The organism is Gammaproteobacteria bacterium, assembly GCA_016716465.1.
In the GTDB taxonomy this organism is placed as follows: Bacteria; Pseudomonadota; Gammaproteobacteria; order SZUA-140; family SZUA-140; genus JADJWH01.
The window spans coordinates 373,553-389,518 of record JADJWH010000001.1; the positions used below are offsets into that span (position 1 = coordinate 373,553).

At 53.1% G+C, this 15,966-nt stretch carries 15 protein-coding genes; 12 read left to right on the forward strand and 3 right to left on the reverse strand.

From position 1 onward, the window contains the following. Window positions 1–326: 326 nt before the first annotated feature. The gene (locus tag IPM20_01780; GenBank protein ID MBK9130361.1) at window positions 327–3,977 is read left to right on the forward strand and encodes a hypothetical protein; all 3,651 of its coding nucleotides are present in this window, start codon (window positions 327–329) and stop codon (window positions 3,975–3,977) included. On the opposite strand, the gene IPM20_01785 is transcribed toward IPM20_01780, so the two are convergent. From IPM20_01785 to IPM20_01795, 3 genes are all read right to left on the reverse strand, one after another. Then, the gene (locus IPM20_01785) at window positions 3,967–4,365 is read right to left on the reverse strand and encodes a hypothetical protein (protein MBK9130362.1); all 399 of its coding nucleotides are present in this window, start codon (window positions 4,363–4,365) and stop codon (window positions 3,967–3,969) included. The genes IPM20_01780 and IPM20_01785 overlap by 11 nt on opposite strands. Before the next feature lie 627 nt (window positions 4,366–4,992). Continuing rightward, a complete protein-coding gene (locus tag IPM20_01790) occupies window positions 4,993–5,262 on the reverse strand; it encodes an AlpA family phage regulatory protein (GenBank protein MBK9130363.1) in 270 nt (89 codons plus the stop codon). A 255-nt stretch (window positions 5,263–5,517) separates the two neighbouring features. Continuing rightward, complete coding sequence (locus IPM20_01795; GenBank protein MBK9130364.1) at window positions 5,518–6,195, reverse strand: LexA family transcriptional regulator; 678 nt, start codon at window positions 6,193–6,195, stop codon at window positions 5,518–5,520. A gap of 83 nt (window positions 6,196–6,278) precedes the next feature. Between IPM20_01795 and IPM20_01800 the strand changes: the two genes are divergently transcribed. From IPM20_01800 to IPM20_01850, 11 genes are all read left to right on the forward strand, one after another. Further along, window positions 6,279–6,584 (forward strand): hypothetical protein, encoded by a 306-nt coding sequence (locus tag IPM20_01800; protein MBK9130365.1) that lies wholly within the window; start codon window positions 6,279–6,281, stop codon window positions 6,582–6,584. Then, window positions 6,568–8,100 carry a ParB N-terminal domain-containing protein gene (locus tag IPM20_01805; GenBank protein MBK9130366.1) on the forward strand — a complete coding sequence of 511 codons (1,533 nt, stop codon included), beginning with the start codon at window positions 6,568–6,570 and terminating at the stop codon, window positions 8,098–8,100. The genes IPM20_01800 and IPM20_01805 overlap by 17 nt, the downstream gene beginning before the upstream one ends. After that, window positions 8,087–8,689, forward strand: a complete 603-nt coding sequence (locus tag IPM20_01810; GenBank protein MBK9130367.1) for a DUF2857 domain-containing protein — start codon at window positions 8,087–8,089, stop codon at window positions 8,687–8,689. The genes IPM20_01805 and IPM20_01810 overlap by 14 nt, the downstream gene beginning before the upstream one ends. Continuing rightward, on the forward strand, window positions 8,679–9,938 hold the full coding sequence (locus tag IPM20_01815; GenBank protein MBK9130368.1) for a helix-turn-helix domain-containing protein: 1,260 nt from the start codon (window positions 8,679–8,681) through the stop codon (window positions 9,936–9,938). Before IPM20_01810 ends, IPM20_01815 begins: the two co-directional genes overlap by 11 nt. A gap of 182 nt (window positions 9,939–10,120) precedes the next feature. Further along, the gene (locus IPM20_01820) at window positions 10,121–10,864 is read left to right on the forward strand and encodes a TIGR03761 family integrating conjugative element protein (GenBank protein ID MBK9130369.1); all 744 of its coding nucleotides are present in this window, start codon (window positions 10,121–10,123) and stop codon (window positions 10,862–10,864) included. A gap of 5 nt (window positions 10,865–10,869) precedes the next feature. After that, entirely contained in the window at window positions 10,870–11,253 is a 384-nt protein-coding gene (locus IPM20_01825) for a hypothetical protein (protein ID MBK9130370.1), read from the forward strand. A gap of 30 nt (window positions 11,254–11,283) precedes the next feature. Beyond that, a complete protein-coding gene (locus IPM20_01830; GenBank protein MBK9130371.1) occupies window positions 11,284–12,375 on the forward strand; it encodes a ParM/StbA family protein in 1,092 nt (363 codons plus the stop codon). A 189-nt stretch (window positions 12,376–12,564) separates the two neighbouring features. Beyond that, on the forward strand, window positions 12,565–12,993 hold the full coding sequence (locus IPM20_01835) for a DUF3577 domain-containing protein (GenBank protein MBK9130372.1): 429 nt from the start codon (window positions 12,565–12,567) through the stop codon (window positions 12,991–12,993). Window positions 12,994–13,098: 105 nt separating this feature from the next. Beyond that, complete coding sequence (gene radC, locus IPM20_01840) at window positions 13,099–13,614, forward strand: DNA repair protein RadC (GenBank protein MBK9130373.1); 516 nt, start codon at window positions 13,099–13,101, stop codon at window positions 13,612–13,614. Between the two features lie 95 nt (window positions 13,615–13,709). Further along, window positions 13,710–14,135 (forward strand): hypothetical protein, encoded by a 426-nt coding sequence (locus IPM20_01845; GenBank protein MBK9130374.1) that lies wholly within the window; start codon window positions 13,710–13,712, stop codon window positions 14,133–14,135. A gap of 844 nt (window positions 14,136–14,979) precedes the next feature. Beyond that, the gene (locus IPM20_01850; GenBank protein ID MBK9130375.1) at window positions 14,980–15,846 is read left to right on the forward strand and encodes an integrase domain-containing protein; all 867 of its coding nucleotides are present in this window, start codon (window positions 14,980–14,982) and stop codon (window positions 15,844–15,846) included. The last annotated feature ends 120 nt before the right edge of the window (window positions 15,847–15,966 follow it).

Genomic DNA, 15,966 nt, shown 5'->3' on the forward strand with positions numbered 1-15,966 from the left:
AGCGCACCGGTACGGATTTTTTATCATACAAGACAGTGCACTCCAGATAGTATTTACGCCATCAAGGATTGTACAACTTGACCAAAGGCTGAGCGTTCGCGATGTTTGATAACTCTGCGTATTCTTCTCAATTTACGCGCGCAGGCGCAGCGTAGGAGATACTCGCCAAAGGCCTAAGTATTCTCGCTATGCAGCAGGAGACGGCTGGAAAACCAATGCAATGTTGGCTCAATATGCAAAAGTGATCGACGCGCTACACGGTGGTTCTGCGGAACTCGATGAGAAGTGCGGGCGAAGCCTGATCATGAATTAAGGAGAAATACAACGTGAATTTCGGAATCTACCATAAGGCCCTTTTGGCTACGACCTTTTTGGTTTCTTCATCGGTTCTTGCCGACGATCTTATTCAAGTTGATTTTCCTGCACCCGAATCCTCCTGCTCGTCAGGCGTTGTATGCGGTTCTCACCGACTTCTTATCCAGTCCCGCTATTCAAGAGATCCTGCGCGATTCAATGTGATGCGCGAACTGTATCGTGGCAACCCCTCACGCGCTCGCGAAGTAATGATTGGATATCAGGAGTACTACAGCCCATTTCATTTCGAACCGTCGATCTGGGATTTTTATAGTGTAGGGCGAACTATTTTCTCAAAAAATCCTATCAAGTCCGGCGCCCCAAAGGCTCTCAGATGGCTAACCACAGACGATGTCTTTCCAGAGGGACAAAGAAAACCGAAGTTTGTTAACCCAGATCAATTCACCAATCCCGCGATGGAAGGTCGCCCTTTAACGTCCGATCGAATTGAGTATTTGCGTCGAAAGAGGGAGATCCAAGACGATCCAGATACGGGTCGAACCGACAAACAGTTCCTAAGGTTTTTCGCGACTGATGACGGTGTAATTCAAAGAGACGACGTGTCTGGATATGAACAAGACATACTAATTCTTTCCAGCATACCTGCCGAAGAGGCCGACAAGCGCCAGAATTACGTCTCCTACATGAATCAAAAGTATGGACACACACCCGAGACGATTGAACAGGGTGTCCTAGTGGCTCGTGACTATATTGCCAAAGACTCGAATTCACCCCTTATCGGGCAAGAGGAAGAGGCGTTTCGAAGACTTCGCGAGAACCATGAAGACGAGATAATAGAAATAGAGAACAAGATGGCGGGACTCGAGCAGTTGCGCCGCCAAGACGATGCCAATCAACTGCAGATCCAACAATTAGAGAAAGAGATAGCTCAAAAAGCCAGTGCTCTAGAAGAAAAACTTAGAACCGAACATGCTGAGAGCGGTGAGCAGTTACTATCTGAAGCATCCTCTGACGAAGAGCCAGTCAATCAAGAACAGGAGGCCCCTCCAGCAGCTGACGAAACGGTTGCAGCACAACCACCAAAAGAGGTAACTCCGAAATGCGGCAAGCATTCTTATGGCGGAGCCCCTCTTTGTTCAGATCACCATTATGAGCTTACCGTTTTCGGCCTAACAGGCGAACTTATGGGTAATACTATCATTCTATTTGGCGGTGACGCCGACGTGGCTGCGAAATTTGACGGCTTTTCGAAAGGAATCATCTACGGAGCGGACGGACTCAGTTATCTAAGTAAGAACGGCTTCGGTGGAGACCCCACGGACGTCCTTACAGCGATGAACTCGGTGGCTTTTTCGGCGAACCTGCTAATTAGTGTCTTCTCGTCGGGTGAAGAAGATCCTATGCAAGAAGTGTTCGAACAGCTTTTCGCAATTCTCGATGTCCTTCTCCAGCAACAACAGCAAATACTAGAGAACCAACAGGACATGATCGCCTCACAAGCCTCCATCCTTTATTCCATCGAAACGATTCGATCTGCTCTTCAAAATCTGCAAGAGCAGGAGCTCGAACAGCGCGCACTTATCTTGCAACAATTCGCAAACACGAATTCGTTGGTTACGGCATCTTATGTCGATCTCCAATCAAGAATCGAAGCGCTACGAGAAGATGTGGCGCTTGCCCCTCTCTATATCGCTATAGATAACCTTCAAGCCGCTTTAAACCTCAATGCCGATGACAACCATGAGTTGACGCAGGAGTCTCAGGATTTGAGCCAAGCCGTTGCAAGACTGAACATACCTATTCGTCGCTTGCCTCTGAATCCCCCGCAGCTGACCATTCAACAACTCAAGGACGAGTACAACTCAAATTGGACTGAAAAACGTCGTGCGATTTCCTCTAACGATGCCAGGTTGCATTACTGGGCTTTACTTAGCCCGTTTTGCAAAGACGAGCTAACCTGTTCCGTCTATAAAGGAGCTCCCGATGTGGAGGGCCTTCAATCCCTAGCAAACACCTACGCGACTGCGGCCGACCTACTCTCTATGACACCAGAAGGGCGCGATTTTCTGCAACAAGACATTACCGGTACGTTCGCTGAACTATCCAATGCCATTGAACAACTCAACGCTATCACGCAAGTGGCGCGTCGCCATTTGCCTCAGATATACGAGAACTACGCGTCATCGATTGAAGAGCTGAGGAGTCTCACCCACCAATACGGTACGGCAGCCTTGGCATCGGTAGGCGGCACTCAATTCGGCGCCTCTCCTCTACTCCGATATCCCTGGAGAAACTTCCAATCGTTACCCGATGGTACCGCGCCTCGTCAAGTCACGTTTGACCTTTCCCAAGGTCACCTGGATGAAGTCTTGATTCAACTAATGCAGGAGAATGTTCTTCGACTTGCTCCCGAGGCCCTTGAACAGATGACCGAGGAACAATTGGCCAATCATTCGATGATGAAGGAGTACCGTTCACTCTATTTGTCCTCTCGGGTCGCTGCGAATCTCGGCCTCGGCATTTTCAGAAAAGACCCATGGCCTCGTTACGACCAGACTTCTAATCTTCAAAATAACCATGATCGCCGACACTTCCTTCATCTATTTTTGATGGCAGATCCGCTGATGGTTGAAGATGACGCCGTACGTGGCCGCCTAGAGTCCCTTATGTCCCGTGAAACAGGAGATAAGGCGATCTACGATGCGGCGATTACCAAAGGGTGGATTACCAATGTCCTCGGCGGTAGCGCATACGCGTCAAATATGTTCGAAATCTACGATGGTGGAGCGGCGCCTGCTAACAATCCCTATTGCCGGTCATATCAAACATTGGGTATTCCGAGCAGCATGTGCGTGGTCAAGGCGGCTGAGCGGTGGATTACAGATCACCCTGTTGAGGTACCAATGAACCAGGAGAGATGGGAGGTGGTCCGTCCTTGCGGCGTCGACCATCAGTACTGGTGTTTCAAATCCAGCCAATCCGACGACCCAGATTATATCAAGAAAGTTATTCGCAAGGAGGTCGACACCATAAACGCCGTTCGTTTTCGCGCTATTCAACTAGCGTCCCAAGACGTTCTCGGCGTCCTCATGGCCCAATGGAACAGCACCCTCCTGAACGGAATCTCTAACTACGACGCCCTACCTGCGCCAGTCAACTCAAATAGGCTATCCGAATTAGCAACCGCGCTATATGGCGGGCGCAAGAAACTAGAAGCTGCACGTCTTGCATACATACTCGCCCTTGAAGTCGCGTACGGTGAGGAATGCATCTATTCCCCACGGGCGCATAAGACCCTGCTCGCCCAAGGCCAACTACTGGCGACTAATCGATTCTTGTCCTCTCCATCATTAACGCCAAAGGGTGAAGATAAAGGTCTACTTAAAGATCTAGCTGAGCCTATTCGAATGATGGAATCGTCAATGCATTATGCCGCTGCCATTGATCTTTCACAGGAAGGCGCTCTGCCTGAGCTAGCGGACATTAAATATTCTTGCGCCGTAGGACTTGGAGGGGCAGACCGTCTCGCCCAGTATGCATCAGTTCATCACGCTTGGGTTTCGAAACATGGCGCTGATCCAGACGCGGTTTTCGACGAGTATCTTCAGGTATTCCGCGACGATACCCCGCCTGACGCTGTTGCTGAAGAGGCTATTCAGTGAGTTCTCGCAATGCACACTCCACTTTCTGACGATCTTCCTCAATGCGTTCTATCGCCTGATTCAGGTTTATAATCTCTTGTTCTTTGTTTAGCCCATTACCGACCGACACGTCATTTCTTCGTTGCCTGAGCGCTGAGAGTTGACCAGCTACCCCCTCTAGCTGCCACTTTGCTCTTTCGATGTATCCATCGATATCGCGCGACTGATTCGGGCTTAGCGATGTTTTCTGTCCGCTCGAGAAAACGTCGAATGAAACACCAGTCAATATCCCGCAATTACTCCAGGCCTTGTAAACCTTTTCTAAGGTGCCAGGTGTGAAGCTTTCCTCGGCGGACGACACCCCTGCCAATATGACGAACCACACGCATGTAAGAAACAGCTGTTTCACTCGCATTCCCTCCTCATTAACAAAATACATGTTACATCAATATATTCTTGTGGCCTCACGACTTGATATTTCATTGCCGCAAAATGTATCGGTGCTCGACTTCGCTTGTCATCCATCGAAACTGGGCCTAGGCAAATCACTTGTTCTGCCCGACGGCCCAGTTCTTTTGTCATACTTCGTCAGGCTATATTTGTAGCGATGGCGCCGATACGCGAAGCGAAAGCTTACTGTGGGACGGATGTATACTCGCCCGCCAACTCTGACGAAGACCACGGCCAAAATTTGCCGGAGCAAATCCGAGGGAAGCCAGGAAGGCTCGAGTAGTCCTACATGATCTGCTTGGGCCGATTTAAAAATCGGGCTGGGTAGGACGGGAGCCGTTGGACCGAATTCGACGCCCATCCCGCTGCCCTCTTGAAGAATACGGTCGGAACGAGTGTCGGATCAGACTGTACCGGGGGCCTGATTTGCATCTATCGCGTTCGAGTTGAGTTATTGCTGGGCGCAAAAGCGGACGTTCCAAGCACTAGGCCTGAGAGTCGCCTTTGGGCACAAAGGCGACTTAGAGGCAATGTCCGCGTTCCGCCAGTTGAGGGTGTCAGTTTCGATCCTATCGGCCACTGTCTGTCAGATCGGGTCTGAACTTCTACAAGTAAATCTGTTACAAGTAAATCCAGGGCAGTGTGCTCGATCCTCAGACTCTTTGCGCGACTCAATCCAATCTTCGACCTCGGCTAGGTCCCACGCGACATTGCGGCTTGTCAGTACGATTCGGCGCGGAAAATCGCCGCGTTTTTCCATGTTGAAAATGGCGCGGTCTGAAAGCGGAATCATCGCCAGCAGTGTTTTCCGGTTTATTAATGCCTTGCTCGGGCGGTTTTGGTTTCCAGCGTCCATTGGCTATCTCTGTTGCCCCTGGCGGTGCCTCTCAGAATCGTGGGTTTGTGATATCTGAACATTAGCACCGTGCAAATCATCTTGGCAAAAGAGAATGTTTAGCAAAGTGATAAACACCTTGCCGGATCATTCGGTGGTAAGGGTGGATCGGAGTAGGGTGACCGGTCGTGACAGCATGTCACCCGCGACAATCACCTGAGATTTAGCCCCTGGTTGGGATTCTTCTTGCTCACGTTCTGAGCAGACGAGGATAGTTCAGACCACTTCCCCCTTAAAGACGATAACGCCGCAGATTGTGGCTTCTTCATCAACTTCAATGATGCGATTTGGCCAGTCAGGATTGAGCGCTTTCAGGTACTGCTTTCCGTCTTCGATAATCAGTTGTTTGAACGTTGCTTCATTAGATTCATCGAGTCGAACAACCACATACTTGCCGTGATCCGCTGAGACATTGGGATCAACGAAGATCAAGTCACCCTCATGAAATTTTGGCTCCATGCTGCTTCCTCGAACCCTGAGGACGAAGGATTCCGGGCTGCAACGCACCGGGCAGGGTAAAAGCTCGGCCCCGTACGCCGGAACAAAGCTCTCAGAAACTTCGTACCAATTCCCGGCCTGAACCCAAGAGATAAGCGGGTGGAGACTGCGCAAATCGGGACCGTCGTGGGCGTTATTTTCTTCGTGTGGCGTGGTCCCCTTTGCAGGCGGGGTATCCATCCATCCTTGGGGCTTTTTCATTGCCTTTTCCAGTTTTCCCGCCAGTTCGTCTCCGATAGAACGTGGGGTGCCTTTCTTGGTGGGAAGCTGATTGCGAACCTGGCTGAGATAGGAGCTATTTGTCCCAGCCATGCGTGCCAGCTTGGCGGCCGACCCTGCTTCGGTAATCAGAGCTTCGAGGTTGTGGAGCCGAATCTGATTGTGTTTTAGCGTCATGCGAAACAATTTAGCAGAATGTTTAGCAGAATGCTAAGCAAAAACCGGAACCGCGTCGTTGTTCAATGATTCGCTCGGTGCTAATGTTTCTAAGCATGGAGCTAAAGGAATTTCTCAAGATGGCAACCAAGCGGGAACGCGCTGATGTCGCTGTGGCATGCAGTGATTCAGTGTCCTACTTGTATCAGATTGCCGGAGAACACCGCTATGCGAGCCCCTGGATGGCGACGCAGATCGAGCGGCAGACGCGTGCTGTGGCCGACCTTTCCGATGGCCGATTAGAGCCAGTGCCCCGGGCAAGCATGGTCCGTCACCCTGAAATCTTCTACGACGTCGGTCTGCGAGAAAATACTCAAGAAACGGGTGGAAACGATGACGGCACCCGATGAATCGGCACAGGTCCACGGAATATCCCGTGTTGACGTCACCCATATCCACCGCTATTCCCGTAATCCCCGGCGACAGCAGAATCCAGAATACGACCGCATCAAGGCATCGATTCGAGCTGAAGGCTTGGATCAACCACTGGTGATTTCGCAGGAGCCCGGGGCTTCGGACTACGTCCTCCACAGTGGCGGCAATACGCGGCTGAAGATCCTTAAAGACTTATTTGAAGAGACTGGAGACGATCGTTTCCGCTGGGTCGACTGTGTCATCAAGCCATGGTCCCAGGAATCCAGTCTGCTTTTTGCCCACCTGCGTGAAAACGAGCTGCGCGGTGGATTGCCATTTATAGATAAAGCCTTGGCTGTTTTTGACGCAAAAGCCCTTCTGGAAAAAGAGCTGTCTGTCGAGGCCTTGTCCCAGCGTCAATTGGAAGAGCTGTTCAAAGAGCGGGGATTCGGCCTGAGCCACAGCATGATTTCCAAAATGGGATATGCCGTTGACACATTGTGGCCCGTAATGCCGAAAGCGTTGGCAGCCGGGTTAGGGCGGCCTCAAGTGGAAAAAATCCGTGCCCTTGAGCGGGCAGCTCACGCGATCTGGGATCGCCGGCAACTGGGTGAAGACATGGACTTCAACGCCGTGTTTCTTGAGCTGTGTCGACGACATGACTGTTCCGACTGGGATATCCAGCCGTTGCGCGATGCAATAGAAAACGAAATTGCCGCCGAGTCAGAACAGAATCGTCAGGTGGTTTATCTGGAGATGGAGGCGCAGCTATCTGGCCGACCTTTCGATTTTGCGAGCCAGACTGAAGAAGGTGTGGAAGAAGAGCAAGACGGGTCATCGGACAAGGTCTGCCGGCAGGACAACAGTCAGTCTGCTGACATAGACCCGGTCAATGGTTCATCGCCCGGCTGCGAGCCGAAGTCTACCCAGCCCGTTGATAACAATACGCCCAATGGGAAATCCAGAACTAAAACACCGGTGCCTGAGATCACCCAGAATAGAAAAACGAGTGTTGAGAGCAGGGATCTACGTTCATTGCGCGCTCAGTTGTGGGAGTGCGCTGCCGCCCTGGCGGAACACCATGGTTTGGGTGAAGCCGTCATTCAACTGCAGGATCAAGGACTCGGACTGCTGTTGGTCGAGGTTCCTCCGCAGGAGCTGGTCGATACGCTTGACCCGGATATGCTGGGTTTGGTCTCCGCGCTGTGGTGGCAACTGGCTGCTAGCGCAGAATTAACCGTGGCGCCGATTGATATTGTGCTCCATTACCTGAACGAATCTTCAGCGCTGTATGAGGCGCTGGCATCGCATGATGCAGGTTTGCTTTTCAGCAGTGTTTGGACACCGGACCCAGGTCATATGAGCAGCTTGCTCTGGCAACAGCTCAACCCACCGGATTGGCAGGTTTTACTCCGGATGATGGAAACGTACCGAGCCATAAAACAGCTGGCGTACGACACAGGTATCGAATTGTGGGTACCAGGCGCGGGTGGTGGCAATGTCGTCCAATAAAGAGGCTGATCTTACGACTGCCGTCCTGCTGTATGCCATGCGCTGTCTGGCGGAAGGGGACCAACAGGCGTTGCGGGCCATGAATTTTGGTCCGAAGGAACTGGACGCCTTAAAGGAAATGAATCTGGCAGATATCTATCGAGCTGACGCGTTGCGGGTGCACTGTCTGCAGATTGGTCTGAATCGCGATGTCTTCTGGCCGATGCTGGAACACCTGCGCCACCAGCGGGAATCGGAAGACTTGCAGCGAAAACTGCTGGCCTCCGATGCGCCCTTGGAAATGATGCAGCAACTGTTCGGTTTGAGCTCACGCGAATACACCCGCTGGCGTCGGTTGCTGACGTTGGCGCCCTCGGTGGGAAGACCGGCGGAGCTGAACGAACCTGATACTCACGCGCTCTGGTATGCCTGGCAGGAGCTGCAAGAAAAGCAAGAGCGCAGCACGCTGTCCGCAGCGGATTATCTCGAACTTCAACAGCAAACACACATTGGGCTGCGCGCGATCTGGGTGTTGGTGCAGCGGTGGGAAGCCTATGGCGAAGGAAGTAGCACCGCTCCCATAACGCGGGTTGCCGAGCATGGCCGATGAAGACGAAGCACTGCGGCCGGAGACCGTTGCCCTGGATGCGTTAATCAAGGCAACCGTTGCCAAGATTCGGGCACAGACTGATCCCTCGCTCCCGGATGCCATGTTGTTTATGGGTAATTGGCACCAGGCCGTTCCAGCTATGGTCATTCAGGATCCGGTGCTGGAACCCGTTGATAAGCTGGTGTGGATGGTCATCATGCTGCATGCCAGAGAGACTGGCGGTCGAACGGCCTTTCCCGACTACGATACGATCGCCAGTAAAACCAATGTTTCCTCAACCTCCACGGTCTCACGCGCTATTGCGATCCTGCGTTTGACGCGCTGGCTGACCCTGTGCGCCCGGATCCGGCAAACGAGCGGTCGATTCACGGGTAACGTCTACATACTCCACGATGAGCCACTGCCACTGGTCGATGCCATCTATCTGGATGATGCCTACATGGCGTTCGTCACCCAATCCCAGGAGCACCATCACGCACGTGTCTGCCGAGTGGCGCAGGCTGTGTCAGCAAGTCTCGATATGGATATTCGTCGTGGCGAACATTTGGGGGCGCAGGAATCAGCCATCGAACGCCGATTGCAGGCAGTGAAGATGCTGGCAGATACCAGCAGAAATCACGACAACAGCGGTCGCTATTTTACCTTCAACGCAGCGGCACTAAGCCAGCTGAAAAATCCGTCAGACGCTGGAATTGCAGAGCCATTAGACCAGCACCAAAATTCAAAGGTGGAGCCGAAGACACACTACAGTAGTGGTTGTAGTAGTGATTATAAAAAAACAACTACAACAACCACTACACAAAATACCGACATAGAAGAGAACGCATTTCCCGAATCCAGCCAAACAATACCGTTGCCAACGGAGCAAACGCTGATTTATCCACCACGTTTGTCGGAGAACCAGAAGCTCCTGGCGGATAGGTATCTTGCGATGATTGCACCTGAAGACCGGCAGTTGGTGCTGGATGAACTGCAAGGGCGGTTGTCCTCTGAGCAAAAGGGTATGAAGCCTGTCTACGACGAGCTGAGGTTTCTGCATTCACTGTGCAAGGCTGCGCAAAAAGATGAATTTGTGCCTAACCTGGGCATCAAGGTGGCGGAGGCTCGAAAGGAGCGGAGGATTTCTGTTACACCGCCGGAAGATGACGCGCAGAAGGCCAAAACCGAGGAGGAACGCGAACGTTCCCGGGCCTATGCGCGCGAACAGCTGGCCAAGTTGCGCGCATCGTTGAACATGGACAAAAAGTGAAACGGAATTGACTAACACCGCCACCACCAAGTCAAAGCATTAGAAAAAGCCTCCTTGGGTTCCACTGGAACCATCCGACCATCACAGCAGGAAAACACCGCACCGCCCGGATAGATATTCCGTGGTCTCAGTTTCCGAATCGTGGATTCATAGCACGTTAGAAATGACGTTTCAGCGGAGTGATGTCCATGACTTCAGATGCAAAGCAGTCTTCCGAAACCACAGATACCCAGCAGCAAGAGTCCACACCCGGGGCATTGCAGGGTGAAGTCTGGTTGACGATTCAGACTTACCAGGCTCAAAGCCTTATTCATGGCCGGCGAGCCGTCGATGGCAAGCCGGCGATCATCGGACTTATTGGGTTTGCAGATCGATTGAAGTCCTTATGGCAGGCAATCCGGTTTGACGACCCCTATGCAGACTGGTGGTTGCTCAAAGTGGAAGAGGGCATTGCCGATACCCGAGCACAGCTGCGCACATTACAGCAACGGATGGAGGGTCTTGTCGCGTCAAACGGTGCGCTGGAGTTCGCCATTGCGCAATCGAGCCGACCACAGCGTGTGTCCTTGCAGTTTGCCAATCCCTATGCCTTTCGGGCTGCGCAATTGCTGGGTCAGTACGACCAGCTGATGTGCACAGACATGACGTTGCGTCACTTGGGCATCGACATACCCGGCGATCTTGTCGACCAGGTGGCCGGCTGCGGTCGCTGGGTGCGCCGTGTATTTGCCTTGCCTCAGGGGTACCACTGCCTGGAGATTCGCCGTGCTGATATTCGGCAAGGCACGCCGATGGTCGTCAAGGCGCGAGAGCGGATGGGCGAAATTCCAGAAGACATCCTATGTGGTGCCAGGCTGCCATCCCTGCGCCCAGTGACATTCCAAAAGATTGTTAGTAGCGAGCCTGTAGTGCCAGGTGAGGCGTAACTGGGATGGCCAGCACCACGCGACAGCAGATAAGCGTTTCACTGGACACGCGGATTCCGCTCGAGGCGATGGTGTTACAGCGTCTGCACCGACTACCGAAGGACAGGCGAAACGATTGGTTACGGCAACTGGTGTTGACGGCATTTCAAAGCGAGTGCCATGTGATCAAGTCTGAGCAACGCCAGCCGGGTTTTTCGAACTCCGTGCGCAAGCCGAATACGACGAGCTACATGTATAGCGGTCACAGCAATCCTATCGCCAAACAGCAACGGACCGAGGCTGTTTCGGTTTCTGCAACTTGTCGAGATAGGACCGAAATGCCCAGCCCTTTCCCGGTCAACAAATCACACAAACCTTTTACCCACCTCAGGCAAGTGATCGGTGAGTAATGACGAGAAACCGCTATCAGGACATTCATCATGACAGAATTGACCGACGAAAAAGCTGCCCAGCAGAGACAAGCCGCCATTGCTGGCAATCCGATGCAGGTAGTCCAGGTGGGGCTGGATGACGGCTACGCCTATACCAAGGTGGCACTGCCGGATGGCCGCCTCGTATCCGTGCCGTCGCGGGCGCGCATAGGAGCGGCAGGTGTGACCTGGATTCGGGATGTGGAGCAACGGATTTTCGAGTACGAAACCGCGGGGACAGTGTATTCCGTCGGCGCGGTCGATGGTGAACCGACGCAATTTGATGAATACCCAGGCTCCGCACTCAACCGTGTCATTGTCCAGCACGCGTTACAAGAGGCGGGCTTATCGGGCCGCTCTCTCCATATGGTGACAGGATTGCCAGTCGCAGCATTTTATCGTGGCGATGGTCAGCAACGGCGACAGGCGATTCAAACCAAGCGAGACGGTCTCAAGTTAACGGTCGAGCCTGTCGTGGCCAAGAAGTCATCGACAAGGCCAGCGCTCAAAGCCAGCATTGCTTTTCACGAGGTTATTCCAGAGGCGCTGGCGGCTTGGTACGACTACGTCATTGTGACCTTGGATGATGGCGTAACGCTGGATGCTGACCGACTCAATGCGCCGGTTGCTATCGTTGATATCGGCGGTCGAACCACAGATTACGTTGTCGTGCAGAACCAGGGTGTTGTCCACGGTTCCTCAGGTTCCCTGAACAGGGGGATGCTCGATGTGAAGCTTCGCGTCGCCAACCTGATCCAGGAACGGTTCGATCTCCACGAGCTCGGTGAGCAAATCATCAGCCGGGCCGTTGACACTAACCGTTTGCGGTTGCACGGCAAAGATCACGATGTATCCGACATGGTGATGAACGCCAAGCGCGAGCTGGTAGAGCGACTTTACGCAGAAACCCGCCGCAAACTCGGGCTGGGTGTGGAGCTTGATCGCGTCCTTTTTGTTGGTGGCGGCAGTGCGGCCCTGTCATCAGACATCGCCGACTGGTTCCCCAATCAAACCATCGCTGATCATGCAGCATTCGCCAATGCGCGGGGCATGCTCAAGTACCTACAGTTTGTCTGTGACGATTCTTCGAAGGAGCGATAGCGAATTTATACGTGGTCACTGCGGTCTCAGTGACAAGAAAGGTATCGTCGGATTGTGCAATCGATACCGCGGCTCTGCCGTCAATCCAGTGTCAGGGCTTTCCCTGATTTTACTCACCCTGCCGGGAAACGCCTTCCCGTCAGGGAAACGTGTTCTCCGGCATTTCATTGTGTTCAAGGAGAATATGTTATGACCAGTAGACAAACTACCGCTGAAAAGCCGAAGTATTTCGATCTTGATATTCACGGCATCGGTTATCTCAATCGTGTGCGTGAAGTGACGCCAGAGAATGGATTCCCATTTCTCAGTGTCACTATTGCGGCGCTACGAGGGCCTGCCGAAAACGTCCAGCACACGCATTTCGAATGTGTGGTGGTGGGTGAAGAAGCGAAGGATTTGGTCCGTCAGCTGACGCCGGCGGTGGAAGCTGACCTGAAAGTTCTGGTGGGTTTTCACCTCAGTGATCTGCAAGCCGAAACCTTCATCTTCAAAAACGGTAATCGAGCCGGTACGACGGGCATCAGTCTGAAGTCCCGGTTACTGCGGTTCCAATGGATCAAAGTTGAAGGCCAGCCGTTTCCGGCGCCGACATCTGAGGCCCATAACGCCGTAGCCTGACGACCACATCTGACCGCATCCAACGATGCGGTCAATCTTTAACCCAACGCGAGGGAGACACTCCCTTGCAGGGCGGTCTCCTCGCATCTTTCAAGGAGAGCGCTTATGGCTTCCAAATCTTCACCTACCCAGGTGATTCCTAAAAACCGTTTTGCACGTGTTCGCATGGCGTCGCTAAACGATCCTGAAAAGCAATCCCTGCTGGAGCTGGCCTTTGCGGTATTACACGATCTGCACCAGCCGGGCGTCGAGCTGCCGAGCCCCAACCATACCCGTGACTTTTTACGGATGTTGTTGGCGGAGCGCAAAGCGGAGGTCTTTGGTTGTTTGTATCTGGATAACCGACATCGAGTGATCGAAACGGTCGAGTTGTTTCAGGGAACCATTGATGGTGCCTCGGTGTATCCCCGTGTGGTGGTGCAGCAGGCACTTACCGTCAACGCTGCAGCGGTGATGTTTTTTCATAATCACCCGAGTGGAGTCGCCGAGCCCAGTAATGCGGACCAGGCGATTACGCGGCGGCTGAAAGAGGCGCTGGCACTCATCGACATTCGTGTGTTGGACCATTTTGTGGTCACTGCTGGCGAGTCAATTTCGTTTGCCGAACGCGGACTGCTCTAAAAGACAATTTACTCAACCCATTGGGGAGTCACTGCTTCCCAATGGGAAGGAGGGACTCCCCGAATATTTTACTCATATCCTCAGGGAGAAACCTTATGAAAAACTCAGAGAAAGCATCGTTGGAAGATATCTTCGGTCCGATCATCTCATCTTACAGCCGAGCACAGGCGATTGAAGACGGTGTATTGATCGACGTCACGAGTATGGCGCGTGAAGCCGGTTTCAAGTGGCCGGCGGCTCTAACGCATGCGGCATGGTGTGATTGTGTCGCCTGGACTGAACGAGATAGCCGGTGTCAGGTACACCAGGATGAGACTGGTCGTTTGTGGGACGTGTTGTTTATGGCGTTCTATGCGATTCGAACGACCACTGACTCCGGCGATCGACTGCGGTTCTCGCTACATCGGGTGCCCAAAGACGGGCATTCCGTGGAAGCGGAGGAGGTGACTTTGAAATTGATGGTGGGTCCCGGCGATGTCGGAGAGCCCGTTATTGCGATCATGTTGCCCAACGAAGATTAATGACGCCGATCGAATCGGCTCCTTGCCCTGGCCACTTGGGATAAAGTGGCACTTCTTCGGTCCTCCCCCGCTTTGCTTCCGACGCAACCTGCCCCCGTGAAGTGCCAACACCACATCCAGCTGATATTTCTTGCCGGTGGTTCCACTGTAACCACGGCGCGAATGGACCTGCTTATTCGACTGCCATGACAGGTCGAAGACCTGGCGTGGGAGTTGATTCGAACGAAGCCCTCGTCACTGGCAAGCGAAGCGGGGTAGTGACGAGGGCGGCGCAGCCTCGAACGACAACGGTTTGCGCATGGATTGTTGCGTTCCCGGCGAATTCGATCTGGCTATACTGATGGCCATTGATCAATTGCAGAACAAAACGCGGCCACGGCGGTAACGTGGATGGGGGAAGTTGCCCTCGCCATCGAAAATGGCAAAAACAGCAGTAGCGCCACCAGAGCTTGAAAGGCGCACAGTCTCGGCTGCAGCTCATCTTCAATGCTTTTTCGTCATCGGGACTTTTGTCCTCTCTTCAAACTGGCAATCGCCATTTCAAACCCGGCTCGCAAGCAGCCGACTTTCAATGTGCCGTTCACTCGACGGTTTCTTTCAATCTGCGGACTAATGGTTCCGCTTACCTAAAAGGAGGTGAAGTACCCACCATTAAAGACGGGCTCTTAGAGCCCATTGGTTTACCTGGCGCCATCTTCAGCAGAAGAGCAGTCAGGTTGCCTGCGACCAGGCTTATCAGGTCAAACGGGGAGTAGTGTCCCTTGACCCTTCCGCCTCGGCGGACCCTGTCAGGCTACGTGCCTGCGGTTGGTCATAAACACTTACCAGAGTTGGAAAGTACACGATGCGAGACCTGAACTACCAATTGAAGCAAATGTGTCAGCGCAACCGGGATGGCAGCTACAGTACCCAGGCCAACCGGGCGCGTATGCTTAACCAGATCGCCAATCAGTTGCAGGAGATGGGGTACCGGCGCATGACCACGCGATCTCTCAAGCCGAAGCATGTGGACGCGCTTGTCCAGCGCTGGCTCAGTGACGGTATGGCGGCCGGTACCATAAAGAACCGCATGAATTGTCTGCGGTGGTGGGCCGCCAAAGTGGATCGGCGTAACGTTATCGCACGATCAAATGACTTCTACGGCATCCCCGATCGACAATTCGTCAGTAACGATTCCAAGGCGGTTGCTGTTGACGACAATGCACTGTCTAACGTCAAAGACGACCATGTACGCATGAGCCTGGAACTTCAGCGCGCCTTTGGCCTGCGCAGAGAGGAGGCAATCAAATTCATGCCAGGTTACGCTGATCAGGGCGATCATGTTCGCCTGAAGGCCTCCTGGACGAAAGGCGGCAAGGCGCGCGTTGTGCCGGTGCACCACAAGGAACAGCGTGATGTCTTGGATCGAGCCCACCGACTGGTGGGATCCGGTTCCCTGATTCCCCCGCAGAAAAATTACATTCAGCAGTTGCGTACCTACGAGCGTCATACCACTCAGGCAGGTTTGTCGAAACTGCATGGCCTGCGCCATGCGTATGCTCAGTCACGCTATCAGGCGTTGACGGGTTGGGCCTGTCCTGCGGCGGGTGGTCCGACCGCAAAAAGTTTGAGTGCTGAGCAACGACAGCAGGACCATCAGGCACGACTCACCATCAGTCGCGAATTAGGCCATGTTCGCGAACAGATCAGCGCCGTTTACTTAGGGCGATAAGTTTTGGCAGGTGGACGTGTCACAGAAAAGCTCGACATTGATCGAGTGGATTAACCATTCACGCCAGAAGATCACTTGGCGATCATGACGCCATTCATCACGATCAAGGCCAAAACATGT